General features: G+C 51.7%; 9 protein-coding genes. 7 read left to right on the forward strand and 2 right to left on the reverse strand.

All coding sequences use genetic code 11. The features are described from left to right. Window positions 1–22 precede the first annotated feature (22 nt). Window positions 23–517, forward strand: coding sequence for a F0F1 ATP synthase subunit B (gene atpF / locus BUE76_RS05065; RefSeq protein WP_073048570.1), 495 nt, complete (start codon window positions 23–25; stop codon window positions 515–517). 118 nt (window positions 518–635) lie between these two features. After that, the gene (gene atpH, locus BUE76_RS05070) at window positions 636–1,199 is read left to right on the forward strand and encodes an ATP synthase F1 subunit delta (protein WP_073048568.1); all 564 of its coding nucleotides are present in this window, start codon (window positions 636–638) and stop codon (window positions 1,197–1,199) included. 272 nt (window positions 1,200–1,471) lie between these two features. Here the strand turns inward: atpH and BUE76_RS05075 are convergent, their stop codons facing one another. Together BUE76_RS05075 and BUE76_RS05080 are read right to left on the reverse strand one after the other, a co-directional pair. Further along, the gene (locus tag BUE76_RS05075) at window positions 1,472–2,803 is read right to left on the reverse strand and encodes a response regulator (protein WP_245798432.1); all 1,332 of its coding nucleotides are present in this window, start codon (window positions 2,801–2,803) and stop codon (window positions 1,472–1,474) included. A gap of 10 nt (window positions 2,804–2,813) precedes the next feature. Continuing rightward, a complete protein-coding gene (locus BUE76_RS05080) occupies window positions 2,814–8,963 on the reverse strand; it encodes a HAMP domain-containing protein (RefSeq protein WP_245798431.1) in 6,150 nt (2,049 codons plus the stop codon). A 140-nt stretch (window positions 8,964–9,103) separates the two neighbouring features. Between BUE76_RS05080 and BUE76_RS05085 the strand changes: the two genes are divergently transcribed. The 5 genes from BUE76_RS05085 (at window position 9,104) to BUE76_RS05105 (ending at window position 14,942) form a co-directional block, all read left to right on the forward strand. Beyond that, window positions 9,104–9,532 carry a response regulator gene (locus BUE76_RS05085; protein WP_073048564.1) on the forward strand — a complete coding sequence of 143 codons (429 nt, stop codon included), beginning with the start codon at window positions 9,104–9,106 and terminating at the stop codon, window positions 9,530–9,532. A gap of 167 nt (window positions 9,533–9,699) precedes the next feature. Then, complete coding sequence (gene atpA, locus BUE76_RS05090; protein WP_073048563.1) at window positions 9,700–11,277, forward strand: F0F1 ATP synthase subunit alpha; 1,578 nt, start codon at window positions 9,700–9,702, stop codon at window positions 11,275–11,277. Between the two features lie 163 nt (window positions 11,278–11,440). Further along, window positions 11,441–13,684, forward strand: a complete 2,244-nt coding sequence (locus BUE76_RS05095) for a TonB-dependent receptor (RefSeq protein ID WP_083596742.1) — start codon at window positions 11,441–11,443, stop codon at window positions 13,682–13,684. A gap of 142 nt (window positions 13,685–13,826) precedes the next feature. Beyond that, the gene (locus tag BUE76_RS05100) at window positions 13,827–14,123 is read left to right on the forward strand and encodes a 2TM domain-containing protein (protein WP_073048560.1); all 297 of its coding nucleotides are present in this window, start codon (window positions 13,827–13,829) and stop codon (window positions 14,121–14,123) included. A gap of 165 nt (window positions 14,124–14,288) precedes the next feature. Beyond that, window positions 14,289–14,942: a hypothetical protein gene (locus BUE76_RS05105; RefSeq protein ID WP_073048558.1), complete on the forward strand. Its 654-nt coding sequence runs from the start codon at window positions 14,289–14,291 to the stop codon at window positions 14,940–14,942. Window positions 14,943–14,998 lie beyond the last annotated feature (56 nt).

Genomic DNA, 14,998 nt, shown 5'->3' on the forward strand with positions numbered 1-14,998 from the left:
TTTCCTCCTTATCACATTCATTATGCAACTGTTAACCCCCTCACTCGGCCTGATCTTCTGGACCCTGCTGGCCTTCCTGATCGTGTTTTTTGTATTGAAGAAATTTGCATGGGGACCCATCCTCGAGTCGCTGGGCGCCCGTGAAGAAGGCATCGCTGAGTCGCTGGAAAGCGCCAAGCGTGTAAAGGCTGAAATGGCCCAGCTGAAAAGCGAGAACGAAGACCTGATGGCCCGTGCCCGCGAAGAGCGCAGCCTGATGCTGAAGGAAGCTAAAGAAACCAAAGACCGCATTGTAAACGAAGCGAAAGAGCAGGCCAAAGCGGAAGCCAACAAAATCATCGCCGAAGCGCAGCAAGCTATCCAGGCCCAGAAAATGGCCGCCATCACCGAGGTGAAAAACCAGGTAGGCAAACTGGTGGTAGAAGTGTCGGAGAAAGTGCTGCGCAAAGAGCTGGCCGGCAAAGAAGCCCAGGAGCAACATATCCAGGGGCTGGTAAATGAAGTGAAACTGAATTAATGAGCTAATTAGCCAATGTGCAAATATGCTAATTGGGAGGTCTACTTCCTGTTAGCCCGCTGCACCTGGCTGTATTCATTAGCACATTATCACATTATCCAATTAGCTAATTATCTCTATGCCCAATCCACGTCTCGCCGCCCGCTACGCCAAATCGCTGCTCGACCTGTCGGTAGAGCAGAACAGCCTGGAGGCGGTATATAATGATATGCTGTTGCTGCAGAGTCTCATCAAGGGCAACAGCGATTTTGCCAGCCTGCTGCGCAGCCCTGTTATCGCTGCCGATAAAAAAGACAAGATCCTGGCTGCCATCACCGAAGGCCGGGTAACACCGCTCACTGCTGCTTTCAACAAGCTGCTGGTAGCCAAAGGCCGCGAAAGCAGCCTGCCCGAAATTGCAGTAGCTTTTATCAGCCAGTACAAGCAACTGAAGAACATCCATACCGTGAAGCTCACTACGGCTGCACCGGTTTCTGATGTTGTAAAGAGCGCCATCGTAGACCGCATCAAGGCTACCACCGACATGCAGCTCATTGAGCTGGAAACAGTAGTGGACGATCGCCTCATTGGTGGCTTTACCCTCCAGGTTGGCGACAAGCTGGTAGATGCTTCCATCGCTACCGACCTGAAAAGCATCGCCCGTCAGTTTGAGAACAACGACTTCCTGTACAAACTGCAGTAAGCTTGTAATATCAATATGTGAAAAGCCCTTTCCTGTTGGAAAGGGCTTTTTGTATTTGGTGCTTTATCTTTTTTATACCTGTTTGTGTGCCGTCAAAATTGTGCTTTATGCCATCTTCAATTCAGCAGTTCAGTAATAACGGAATATGTCATGCCGAACTTGTTTAGGCATGACATATTCGGCAAGTACCCGCAGGTGGTAAGAGATGCCTAAACAAGTTCGGCATGACAATCGCCTAGTGTGCAAAACGTACTGCCAAATTGAAAAGAGTATTATGCATCCTTAACAGGCCTTTGGGCTTCTATGCCCAGTTCACCAATCTTGTAGCCTTTAACGGTATCCATGGGTACACCGGAATGGTTGGGTTCCGGTACGCAGAATATAAAGGTGGCGCCTTCATTTTCCCTGCTCTCCGCAAGCATTTGTCCCTTGTGTATTTCTGCAATCTTCTTGCAAATGGACAAGCCCACACCGGTGCCTTCAAAATCGTGGTAGCTGTGTAGCCTTTTGAATGCCATGAAGATTTCTTCGGCGTATTTACCATCAAACCCGATTCCATTGTCCTTGATGTATATGCGATGCATGCGACCCCCGGTGTTGTTGCTATCCATCACCGATTCGTGGTAAATGTGCACTTCGGGACCGATGTCTTTGCGACAAAACTTAAGGGCATTGCTGATCAGGTTTTGAAACAATTGCCTGAGCTGGCTGGGCACACCCCACACCACCGGCAGGTCGGAGATAAACATGCTTGCGCCTGTTTGTTCGATATTTACTTCCATATCCGAAAGCACCTCTTTTACAAGGTCGGTCAGGTTTACAAAAGTAAAATCCTGGTTCTCGGCACTTTGACGCGAGAACTTCAACAGGTCGTTGATCAGCAGGTTCATCCGGCCCGAAGCCTTCATGATCTTTTGCAGGTCGTTGTTCAAAGCTTCATCCAGCGAGCCCTGGTATTTACGGCAAATGCGGTCGCTGAAAAAAGTGATCTTGCGCAAGGGCTCCTGCAGGTCGTGCGAGGCCACGTAGGCAAAGCGGTCCAGTTCTTCAATGGTCGATTTCAGGTGCGCATTTTTTTCCATCAGCTGCTGGTTCAGCAGGCGCACTTTTTCTTCCGACATACGTCTTTCGTCTATTTCCTTTTCCAGCCTATAGTTGGCAGCCATCAGGCTTTTTTCCTGTTGCAGCAGCTCGTGGGTCTTTCGGTACAGTTCTACAAACACACCCACTTTTACCCGAAGCAGTTCGGGGTTGATGGGTTTGTAGATATAATCTACGCCACCGGTTTGATAACCCTGGAAGATGTATTGCTCGTCGTAGTTGTTGGCGGTTATAAAAATGATGGGGATGTGCTTCAGCTTATCGCGTTCATAAATGAGTGCCGCCGTTTCCAGGCCATTGAGGCCAGGCATCTGCACGTCCATCAGGATCAGGGTAAAATCGTGGTCGTGCAGCAAAATTTTTAATGCCGCACGACCCGAATTTGCCTTGATCAAATTATATCCATCATTTTCCAGGATGGTTTCAATCGAGAAGAGGTTGTCTTCGCGGTCGTCTACCACGAGGATCTTTACCGGTGATTTCTTCAATGTTTTTGTTTCCATGTTCATCCTCCTATTTGTACAGCCACACACGCATCAGGGAAAGCAATTGGTCGATTTTAACAGGTTTGGTAATGTAGTCGGACGCACCGGCGTCGATACATTTTTCGCGGTCGCCTTTCATGGCCTTGGCGGTAACGGCAATGATGGGCAGGTTGCTGTTTTTGTGCTCTCTGCGGATCTTTTGCGTGGTTTCGTAGCCGTCCATTTCGGGCATCATAATGTCCATCAGCACCATGTCGATATTCCGGTTCTCACCCAGGATATTGATGGCTTCCTGCCCGCTTTCGGCCGTGATGGTGTTGATGTTGTAGCGCTCAAATGCAGTAGTAAGGGCAAAGAGGTTGCGTACATCATCATCCACCACCAGCACAGTTTTATTGGCCAGGATGTCTTCCCGCGAACGCAGGTTGTCTATCAGCTTGCGCTTTTCGGGCAATAGCTGTTTGTGGTCGAGGTGGAGGTGTAGCACCGCCTCTTCCAACAGCATTTCCAGCGAGTTTACATCCTTGAGCAACACCTTGCTGGCGTATTGCTTCAGCAGGGTTTTTTCTTTAACCGAAAAATCTTTTGCCGAATACACCAACACCGGTGTCATGCCTATTTTCTTGCGGGTGTTCAGTTGGGAGAGGAATTCAGAACCGCTGATGTCGGGCAGCATATAATCCACGATCATGCAGTCGTAGTTTTCTGCTTCGGCCATTTCCAGTCCCAATGTTCCCGAGGATGCCACTTGAATATGGATGGCATCTCCGTTATCGAGGATCTTGGCAATCTGCGATGCATCCAGCTCATTGTCTTCCACTACCAGTACCCGTTTTGTTTTGCGCAGGCTGTACTGGTCGATGTCTTCAAACAATACGGTTAGGGCCTCGTTCTTCAAGGGTTTAAGGTTGAAGCTGCGGGCGCCTCGTTGCATGGCCAGCAGGCGGTTTTCCTCACCCGAAATCAGGTGTACCGGTATATGCCTGAAGTTGATATCGTGTTTGAATAAATCAAGGATGCGCCAGCCACTTGCATCCGGCAGCTTTACATCAAGGGTAACGGCTATGGGGTTGTATTTATTGGCCAGCTCAAACACATCGCCAAAGCTGGTAGCTACCACCACTTTCAAACCCAGCTCGTGGGCCTTTTCGATCATGATCTTGGCAAAACGGATATCGTCTTCCACCACCATCACTACCCGGTCTTCGGGCGAGATGGTGTTGCGGTCATCGCCGGTTTCGTTGATGATCTCGTTCAGCACATCCAGGTCCTTGGTTTCCGCTACCTTGATGGTAGGCACACTCTGGATGGCAATGTTTTCACCGCTTTCCGCCAGCTTGTATTCGGTAACCTTCAGGCTGCTTTGCTTTTCGCGCTTCACCGCGTTGGGGTTGTAGTCGATGGGCAGGAAGAGGGTAAAGGTGCTGCCTTTGCCGGGTTCGCTTTGCAGTTCAATCACACCACCCAACAGGTCGGCCAGGCCGCGGCTGATGGAGAGGCCTAAACCGGTACCGCCGTACTTGCGGCTGGTAGAGCCTTCTGCCTGCTGGAAGGCTTCAAAGATGATGTTCTGTTTGTCTTTTGAAATGCCGATGCCGGTATCCTTGATTTCGAAGGCCACCACCTTGCGGGCATTATCGAGGCTGGGAACGCCTGCCTTCCAGTTGTTTTGCGCCTCGTAGATCTTCAGTTTCACCTCGCCTTTTTCGGTAAACTTGAAGGCATTGGACAAGAGGTTTTTCAAAATCTGGTTCAAACGCTGGATATCCGTTTCCAGCATGTGCGGCAGGTTCTGGTCTATTTCGGTACCAAAACGCAGGTTTTTGCTTTCCGACACATGTTTGAAGGTGCTTTCCACAAAAGAGGCGATCTCGTTGAACCGCACTTTGATGAAATCGGTAGAGATATAGCCCGATTCGATCTTCGACAAATCGAGAATGTCGTTGATCAGCTGGATGAGGTCGTCGCCACAGCTGTGGATGGTTTTGGCGTACCGCACCTGTTTTTCGGTCAGGTTGCCTTCCTGGTTTTCGAAAAGTTGCTGTGCCAGGATGAGCAGGGAGTTCAGCGGTGTACGCAACTCGTGCGACATGTTGGCGAGGAACTCCGATTTGTACTTGGAGGTAAGCTGCAGCTGTTCGGCTTTTTCTTCCAGCGAACGGCGTGCTTCTTCCACTTCCTTGTTCTTGGCTTCCACTTCTTCCTTCTGTTTTACCAGCAGGTGGGCCTTGTCCTGGAGCTCTTCGTTGGTACGGCGCAGCTCATCGGCCAGCGACTGCGACTGTGCCAGCAGGTCCTCGGTACGCGAGTTGGCCTCGATGGTGTTCAGTACGATACCAATGGATTCAGTCAGCTGGCTGAGGAAGTCGAGGTGGGTTTCACTGAAGGTGTCGAAAGACGCCAGTTCAATAACCGCCTTGATCTCCGTTTCAAACAGTACCGGCAATACAATCAGGTTCACCGGTGATGCCTGTCCGAGACCGGAGCTGATTTTGATATAATTTTTGGGCACATTGGTGAGCAGGATGCGTTCTTTTTCCAGTGCGCACTGCCCTACCAGGCCTTGGCCCAATGCAAATTCACGGGAAATATTTACTTCTTCGCCGGAAGCATAGGCCGAGAAGAGTTTGAGTTTTTGGTTTTCAAAATTCTCGTCCTGCTCCAGGATGTAGAACATGCCCTGCTGGGCGCTTACCACCTGCGCCAGTTCCGAAAGGATCTTGCGGGTTACGGTGTGCAGGTCTTTTTGGCCCTGCAGCATCTGGGTAAACTTAGCCAGGTTGCCTTTCAGCCAGTCCTGCTCCTGGTTGCGGAGGGTGGTTTCTTTCAGGTTGGCAATCATCTGGTTGATGGTATCCTTCAGTTCCTCCAGTTCGCCCTTGGCTTCTACACGGATGGTACGGGTCAGTTCACCCTTGGTTACCGACAAGGCTACCTCGGAGATGGCCCGCACCTGGATGGTGAGGTTTTCCGCCAGCTGGTTTACGTTCTCAGTCAGGTTTTTCCAGATACCCGATGCACCCGGCACCGAGGCCTGTCCGCCCAGTCGGCCTTCTACACCCACTTCGCGGGCCACATTAGTTACCTGGTCGGCAAAGAGGGCCAGGGTATCAATCATCTCGTTGATGGTGTCGGTGAGCTGGGCCACCTCGCCACGCGATACAATGGAGAGTTTTTGTTTGAGGTTACCGGTAGCTACCGCGGTTACTACCTTGGCAATACCGCGTACCTGGTTGGTGAGGTTGGAGGCCATGGAGTTTACCGAGTCGGTCAGGTCCTTCCAGGTACCGGCAACGCCCTGTACCTCGGCCTGTCCGCCCAACTTACCTTCCGTACCTACTTCACGGGCTACCCGTGTTACCTCAAAGGCAAAAGAGTTCAGCTGGTCCACCATCGTGTTGATGGTGTTCTTCAGGTCGAACATTTCGCCTTTTACGTCGATGGTTACCTTCTTGGAAAGGTCACCCGAAGCCACCGCCTTGGTTACCTCGGCGATGTTGCGCACCTGTGCCGTCAGGTTACCGGTCATCTGGTTTACCGAGTCGGTCAGGTCCTTCCAGGTACCGGCAACGCCCGGTACGAAGGCCTGTCCACCCAGTTTACCATCGGTACCCACCTCACGGGCCACACGGGTTACTTCGGAGGCGAAGGCACGCAGCTGGTCCACCATCGTATTGAGGGTTTCTTTCAGCTGGAGCATTTCGCCGCGAACGTCCACGGTGATCTTTTTACTCATGTCCCCGTTGGCCACCGCGATCGCTACTTCGGCGATGTTGCGCACCTGTCCGGTGAGGTTGGAGGCCATACCGTTCACCGAGTCGGTCAAATCCTTCCAGGTACCACCTACGCCGGGTACATAAGCCTGTCCACCCAGCTTACCGTCGGTACCTACTTCACGGGCCACACGCGTTACTTCGGAGGCGAAGGAGCGGAGCTGTTCCACCATCGTGTTGATGGTGTTTTTCAGTTCCAGCATTTCCCCTTTTACGTCCACCTCGATCTTGCGCGACAGGTCACCGTAAGCCACCGCGGTGGTTACTTCCGCGATGTTCCGTACCTGCGCCGTCAGGTTCGAGGCCATTTTATTTACAGAGTCGGTCAAATCTTTCCAGAGGCCTTCCACACCCGGTACGTCGGCCTGTCCACCCAGTTTACCGTCGGTACCTACCTCACGGGCAACCCGGAACACTTCCGAACCAAAGGAGTTCAGCTGGTCCACCATGGTATTAATGGTGTTTTTGAGCTGCAACATTTCACCGCGAACATCCACCGTGATCTTGCGCGAAAGGTCACCTTTTGCTACCGCGGTGGTTACCTCGGCGATGTTGCGCACCTGGCCGGTAAGGTTGGAGGCCATACCGTTCACCGAATCCGTTAAGTCTTTCCAGGTGCCGCCCACACCCTGTACTTTGGCCTGTCCGCCCAGCTTACCTTCGGTACCCACCTCGAGGGCCACACGGGTTACCTCGGCGGAGAAGGAGTTGAGCTGGTCCACCATCGTATTAATGGTATTCTTCAGTTCCAGGATTTCGCCCTGCGCATCTACCGTAATTTTTTTAGAAAGGTCACCTTTTGCCACCGCGGTGGTTACTTCCGCGATTGAACGTACCTGGGTGGTAAGGTTACCTGCCAGCTGGTTTACGTTGTCGGTAAGGCCTTTCCATACCCCACCAACGCCCTGTACCTTGGCCTGCCCGCCCAGCTTACCTTCCGAACCTACTTCAAGGGCCACACGGGTCACCTCGGAAGCAAAGGAGTTCAGCTGGTCCACCATGGTGTTGATTACATCCTTGATCTGGAGGATCTCGCCTTTTACATCCACGGTGATTTTCTGGGTCAAGTCACCGTTGGCAATGGCGGTTGCTACTTTCGATACGTCACGGAGCTGTACGGTAAGGTTGCCCGCCAGCTGGTTTACGTTGTCGGTCAGATCCTTCCATACGCCTCCCACGCCTTTTACCGTAGCCTGTCCACCCAGCTTACCGTCGGAGCCTACTTCGCGGGCCACACGGGTAACTTCCGCCGAGAAGGAGTTGAGCTGGTCCACCATGGTGTTGATGGTGTTCTTCAGCTGCAACATTTCACCGCGTACGTCCACTGTAATTTTCTTGGAAAGGTCGCCGTTGGCCACCGCGGTGGTTACTTCGGCAATGTTCCGTACCTGGTTGGTGAGGTTGGAGGCCATACCGTTCACCGAGTCGGTAAGGTTCTTCCAGGTACCGGCCACACCGGGTACCTGGGCCTGCCCACCCAATTTTCCTTCGGTACCCACTTCAAGGGCCACACGGGTCACCTCGGAGGAGAAGGAGTTGAGCTGGTCCACCATCGTGTTGATGGTGTTTTTGAGCTGGAGGATTTCGCCCTGGGCGTCTACGGTGATCTTTTTGGAAAGGTCACCTTTTGCCACGGCCGTGGTCACTTCCGCAATAGAGCGCACCTGGGTAGTAAGGTTGCCGGCCATGCCGTTTACCGAGTCGGTAAGGTCTTTCCATACACCGGCCACGCCTTTTACACGGGCTTGTCCACCGAGCTTACCCTCGGAGCCCACTTCGCGGGCCACGCGGGTAACTTCCATGGAAAAGAGGTTGAGCTGTTCCACCATGTCGTTTACCTCGCGGGCAATACGGGCAAACTCGCCCTGCAGGCGGTGGTCGCCAATTTGCAGGGGCATTTCTTTCGACAGGTTACCCTTGGCCACCGAGGAGATCACCGAGGCGATCTCGATGGTGGGGTGCACCAGGTCGGAGATGAGCGAGTTGATGGAGTTTACCCCTGTGCGCCAGGCACCCCTCGAGTTCTTGGGAATTTCAACGCGGTGGGTGAGATTGCCTTCCTTGCCGATGATCTTGTTGGCATCGGTCAATTCCAGCATCAGTATTTCGTTGAGCGTGATGATTTCATTGAGCGTATCGCATATCTTTCCACTGATGCCTACCCGGTCTACGGGCATCCGCACGGTGAAGTTGCCGTTCTTGACTTCAGATAATACCCGCAGCAGTTCGCGTCCGTCCAAACCATTGTCCAGCTCTTCGATGGCAGGCGCTACAATGCGTTCGTTTTGGGTATCAGTTTCGGTATCGGTTGTGTTAACAGGAGCGGGGATAGAAAGGGATAACGGATCGGCCGGAGGAATGGGCGCATGCGAAGCACTGCCCATACTTTCGTTAGTGCTGTTCATGTTAAGGGATGTTGTAACTGTAAACCTACAGAAAAAGAACATACAAGCCTTTTCCTTTAGCGCTACAATTGTTGAGCTGCCTGTTAAAATGAGGAACGAAAAGCTGAACAGGAAAGCTGTACTTTTATGAGCCCAATTTTATGACTACCCCATACGAACCCGGCCAGGTATTGCGGATCTTGATAGCCGAAGATGATATTGATGACCAGGAGATCCTGGGTGAGACCCTGGATAAACTGCACCCTGCTGCCGAGGTGGTAATGGTATCCAATGGCTTAAAGGCTGTAAAAAACCTGGAAGCCAGCAGCGATGATGCCCTGCCCAACCTTATGATCCTCGACTACAACATGCCGGAGCTGAATGGCGAGCAGGTTTTGGAAGCTTTGTCGGGCCACCCGCGTTATAACCGTATTTACAAGGTGGTACTCAGCACATCTTCTTCTCCTTATTATAAATCGGCCTGTCTGGCCCTGGGTGCCCACGGGTATCACACCAAGCCCACCAGCTTTATTGAGTTTGAAGAACTGATCAGTGCCCTTTTAGAGGCCTGTACCAACCACCAGTTCTGAGTGCCAGTGCCCATCTGCCCCTTCCGGCAAAGTATTTAACGAATAGAACCCCGGTAAACACAATTCCTTTTTTGCCGGTAGGCAATCAAAGCCTACTTTTGCACCCTGAAATTTGGGGTAATACCCATTTTTCAGCCAAAAACAATCAAAAAAGATAAACCAATCATATGGTAGAGATCAAACCAGATGAAATAAGTGCCATACTGCGCCAGCAGTTGAGCAACTTCAATGCTGCTGCTGACCTGGAAGAAGTAGGTACGGTATTGCAGGTAGGTGATGGTATTGCCCGCGTGTACGGCCTGGGCAATGTTCGCGCCGGTGAACTGGTGGAATTCGAAAATGGTGTTCGCGCTATTGCACTCAACCTCGAGGAAGATAACGTGGGTGTGGTACTGATGGGTGAGATGGGCGATATCCAGGAAGGTTCCAAAGTACGCCGCACCGGACAGATCGCCTCTATCAAAGTAGGCGACGGTATGGTAGGCCGCGTGGTAAACACCCTCGGCGAACCAATCGACGGTAAAGGCCCCATTGCCGGTGAGCGTTACGAAATGCCCATCGAGCGTAAAGCACCTGGTGTAATCTTCCGTGAGCCCGTAAAGGAGCCCCTGCAAACCGGTGTGAAGGCGATCGACGCCATGATCCCCATCGGCCGTGGCCAGCGTGAGCTGATCATCGGTGACCGCCAGACCGGTAAGACCGCCATTGCGATCGATACCATCATCAACCAGAAAGAGTTTTTCCAGGCGGGTAACCCCGTATACTGTATTTATGTTGCCGTAGGCCAGAAGGCTTCCACCATCGCCGGTGTAATGAAGACCCTCCAGGACAATGGCGCCATGGATTATACCATCATCGTAGCGGCTTCGGCTTCCGATCCGGCTCCCCTGCAGTTCTACGCGCCTTTCGCTGGTGCTGCCATCGGTGAGTTCTTCCGCGATACCGGACGTCCTGCCCTGATCATTTACGATGACCTGTCGAAGCAGGCCGTGGCTTACCGCGAGGTTTCGCTGCTGCTGCGTCGTCCCCCCGGCCGTGAGGCTTACCCTGGTGACGTATTCTACCTCCACAGCCGCCTGCTGGAGCGCGCCGCCAAGGTGATCAACAACGACGAGATCGTTAAAGATATGAACGACCTGCCCGAAAGCATCAAGCACCTGGTAAAAGGTGGTGGTTCGCTGACGGCCCTGCCCATCATCGAAACACAGGCTGGTGACGTATCTGCATACATCCCCACCAACGTGATCTCGATCACCGATGGTCAGATCTTCCTCGAATCGAACCTGTTCCTGTCGGGTATCCGTCCCGCCATCAACGTAGGTATCTCGGTAAGCCGCGTAGGTGGTAACGCCCAGATCAAGTCGATGAAGAAGGTTGCCGGTACCCTGAAGCTCGACCAGGCGCTGTACCGCGAACTGGAGGCCTTCTCCAAGTTCGGTGGCGACCTCGATGCGGCTACCAAGTCGGTAATCGACAAAGGTGCCCGCAACGTGGAGATCCTGAAGCAGCCCCAGTACTCGCCCCTGCCCGTTGAAAAGCAGGTTGCGATCATCTACCTGGGTACCCAGGGTCTGTTGAAGGATGTACCCGTACGCCGCGTGAAAGAATTCGAAGAGCAGTTCCTGGCCGAGATGGAAACCCGTCTGCCCAACCTGCTGGCCGAGTTCAAGAAAGGCGCACTGCCCGAAGATGGCATCAAGAAAATGACCGAGCTGGCGCAGCAAGTTGCCAGCCAGTTCAAATAAGCTTTCCCTTTGGAAACGGAAAGGCGGTCCTTGTGGCCGCCTTTTTTTATGCATGGATTTTTAGATTGGGTAAACATGTTGGCCCAGGCAATTAGAAATAAATGCACCATTTAGTTTGGTTTATAAAATAAACTAGTTTACGTTTGGTGTAGAATTTATTCGCATGAAACTGCTGCTTTCCCTTCTGCTTTTATCTTGTTCGCTTTGGAGCCAGGCCCAGAAAGCTGTTTCCGGAACAGTAAAAGATAGCCGCGGAAAGGTCCTGCCCGGTGTAAGCATTACCCTGAAGGATACTTACGATGGCGCCACTGCCGACTCGCTGGGCCGTTTTTCATTTAACACCACCGAAGGGGGCAAACAGGTGCTGATTGCTTCCATGATGGGTTATAAATCTTTGGAACTGCCGCTCGATCTGCAGGCAACGCTTTCGCCACTTAACCTGGCCCTGAAGGAAGACATCACCGAAATGAAAGCGGTGGTGATCTCTGCAGGTTCATTCGAGGCAGGCGACCGCAAAAAAGGCACGGTGCTCACCTCAATCGATATTGCTACCACCGCATCGGGCAATGCCGATATTACCGGTGCCCTCAAAACCCTGCCCGGCGCACAGCAGGTAGGCGAAAGCGAAGGTCTTTTTGTACGGGGCGGTACGGCTGCCGAAACGAAGACCTTTATCGATGGTACCCTGGTCAATAATTTCTTCTTTTCCTCGGTGCCCAATGTGGCGCAGCGCAGCCGCTTTTCGCCCTTTATTTTCAAAGGCACGGTGTTTAGCACCGGCGGTTATTCGGCCTTGTACGGACAGGCCCTTTCTTCGGCACTCATCCTCGAAAGCATCGACCTGCCCGAGCAGGCATCGGCCAACCTGGGCATCAGCATGATTGGCTTTAGCGGCGGTTATCAAAGCCTGGCAAAAAACAAGAAGTCCTCTTTTGGCGGCAATTACAGCTATTCGGACCTGCGGCCTGCCTTTTCGCTGATCAAACAGCAACAGGACTTTTTTCAAACCCCGCTTTTTCACAATGCCGATTTCAACTTCCGCATCAAAACGTCCCATACAGGCATCCTGAAGTACTATGGTTATTTTAACTGGAGCCGGCTTGGTTTTACCACACCCAGTCTGGATACATTGGGTTACAACGACCTGTTTCGTTTGAAGAACATCAATACTTACCACAACCTGAGCTGGCGTGAGTCGCTGGGCCGGGGCTGGAAACTGCAAACAGGCATTTCGTTTACTTATAACCGTGATACTGCCCGCTCGGGGCTTGCAAGTGAAAAACAGGAGGAAGTGCTGGTAAAAGGCATGGAGTTTCGCAACCTGGGCTGGAACAACCGGAGCGAGTATTTCAACGCCAAACTGGTGCTGGAAAAAAAGCTGAAAGGCTTGAGCGCACTGCGTTTCGGTTCCGAGCTGAACCAAGTGGACGAACAGCCCCTGTTTACCCTGTATGACGGCACCCGTTTTTCGGGCAAGATCAGGGATAACATCACTGCTGTTTTCAGCGAGGCCGATGTGTATCTCACCAATAACCTGGCTGCTAAAGTTGGTGGCAGGCTGGAGCACAGCAGCCTGATGGAGCGTACCAACTTAGCGCCTCGTGTTTCGGTGGCTTATAAAGTGGGCAGCAACGGGCAGGCTTCACTGGCGTATGGACAATTTTACCAGAACCCCGAAACCCGCTACCTGAACGGGCCTACTACGCTCAACTTCATGCGGGCCACACACTACATCGCGCAGTATCAAAAGGTTGCCAATGACCGCACACTCAGGCTTGAACTGTTTCAAAAAGATTATGACAACCTGGTAAAAACTAGTTTGCAGAACAACCGCGAAATGGCCAACAGTAACAAGGGCTTTGGTTATGCCCGCGGCTTTGAAGCGTTTTGGCGCGATAAAAGAACCGTGAAAAACCTGGATTACTGGGTATCTTATTCTTACCTCGATACCGAACGTGATTTCCTGAATTATCCCACGGCCATACAACCCAGCTTCGCGGCAAAGCACACCGCTTCGGTGGTGGTAAAACGATTTGTGACCCAGTGGAAAACAGGTTTTAACGCAGCTTATAATTTCAACAGCCCGCGTCCTTTCTTTTTCATTGCACCCAATGGTAATGGCGGCAATAAGTTTTTGGACCGTGGCGAAACACCACCTTACCACAACCTAAGCTTCAGTCTCAACTACCTGCCGGCATTGGGAAAAGGGGGGGCTAAACAGTCGACTGTGCTGGTGTTATCGGTAAGTAATATTCTTGGTTTGCACCAGGAGTATGGCCGCAGGTATTCGTTCAACGGGCAGCGCTTTGAAGCCATTTTGCCACCTGCAAAAAGGTTTGTATTCATCGGCGCTTTTATCTCTTTCGGCGTGGACCGTTCGCAGGATGTGATCAATAGCAACCTGTAGGGATCGCGGATGTAAAATGTAGGATCTCGGATTTTAGAAGTTGTAGTATAATAATTCGTTTACTGCTATCAAAAGCTGCCGAAATCCGAAATCCCACATCCAAAATACTCAGCTGGCTTATTCAAATTTTAAATAAAAAGCAATGGAATCGTACAACACAACACCTACTGGCCGCGACCCGCATTTGTGGGAAATTGCACGCCGCCGTGCATCCTTCAAAGGACACCTGGTTACTTACTTAATTATGTCGGTATTCTTTTGGGTGATCTGGTTCTTCACCGGTGGCCGCACCTACGGCAGCGGTTTGCCCTGGCCCGTATGGCCCATGTTCGGGTGGGGTATTGGTGTGTTCTTTCACTATATGGGTGCATATGTACGCCCCCGCAGGGATACCACCGAACAGGAGTATGAAAAGCTGGTAAAAGAAAGAAACCCGTAAGCAGAATGTATCCAGCAATGAGGGAGTTGGTAACACATAAAAAGCAATGCTGCTTAGCTCTGTGCCTGGCAGGTATATGCTTATTGTTGGCCAGCACCAGTTGCCATCCGGATGTAAACAAACAACCCAATCAATTTATCCGTCAGCAAATAACAAGTGCACATCATGAAAAAGATATTCTTTTTATCCCTTCTGCTTTTTGCCTTTGGTTTTGGTAATGCCCAAAGCGAGCGCTACCTGAAAACAATGGAAGCAAAAGTGGCTGCCATTGATACCACCTACAACCCTGCAGGCCTGGTGGAACTGGCTAACACTTTTGAACGCATCGGCGATGCCGAAAAAACACAGTGGCTGCCTTACTATTATGCGGCACTGGCGCATGTAAACAGCGGACTCATGCAAATGAATGGCGGCAGTGTAGATGCTGCCAAAACCGATCCCATTGCCGACAAGGCAGAAGCGGCGCTGAACAAGGCTGCTGCCCTTACCCCGGACAATGCCGAAGTGCAGATCCTGCGCAAGATGATTGCCAACCTGCGCATGATGGGTGATCCCATGAACCGCTTTATGACCTATGGCCAGCAGGGTGCACAGGCACTGGCTAAAGCCAAGACACTGAACCCAGATAATCCAAGGATTTACATGCTGGAGGCACAGGATAAGTTTTATACGCCCGAACAGTTTGGAGGCAGCAAGGCCGAAGCCAAAACCCTGTTTGAAACTGCCATGCAAAAGTTTGCTTCGTTTAAGCCCGAATCATCGCTGCACCCGCAGTGGGGCAAGCGCACCGTGCAGTATTTTATAGCGCAGGCGAAGTGATTAGTGATTAGTGATTAGTGATTAGTGATTAGTGATTAGTGATTAGTGATTAGTGA

Origin of the sequence: Cnuella takakiae, assembly GCF_001953305.1 — a bacterium.
GTDB lineage: Bacteria > Bacteroidota > Bacteroidia > Chitinophagales > Chitinophagaceae > Flavisolibacter > Flavisolibacter takakiae.

Excerpts from the sequence above, each read along its gene's own strand:
- atpF (WP_073048570.1), top strand. The coding sequence starts at position 23 with ATGCAACTGTTAACCCCCTCACTCGGCCTGATCTTCTGGACCCTGCTG.
- atpH (WP_073048568.1), top strand. The coding sequence starts at position 636 with ATGCCCAATCCACGTCTCGCCGCCCGCTACGCCAAATCGCTGCTCGAC.
- BUE76_RS05075 (WP_245798432.1), bottom strand. The coding sequence starts at position 2,803 with ATGGAAACAAAAACATTGAAGAAATCACCGGTAAAGATCCTCGTGGTA.
- BUE76_RS05080 (WP_245798431.1), bottom strand. The coding sequence starts at position 8,963 with ATGAACAGCACTAACGAAAGTATGGGCAGTGCTTCGCATGCGCCCATT.
- BUE76_RS05085 (WP_073048564.1), top strand. The coding sequence starts at position 9,104 with ATGACTACCCCATACGAACCCGGCCAGGTATTGCGGATCTTGATAGCC.
- atpA (WP_073048563.1), top strand. The coding sequence starts at position 9,700 with ATGGTAGAGATCAAACCAGATGAAATAAGTGCCATACTGCGCCAGCAG.
- BUE76_RS05095 (WP_083596742.1), top strand. The coding sequence starts at position 11,441 with ATGAAACTGCTGCTTTCCCTTCTGCTTTTATCTTGTTCGCTTTGGAGC.
- BUE76_RS05100 (WP_073048560.1), top strand. The coding sequence starts at position 13,827 with ATGGAATCGTACAACACAACACCTACTGGCCGCGACCCGCATTTGTGG.
- BUE76_RS05105 (WP_073048558.1), top strand. The coding sequence starts at position 14,289 with ATGAAAAAGATATTCTTTTTATCCCTTCTGCTTTTTGCCTTTGGTTTT.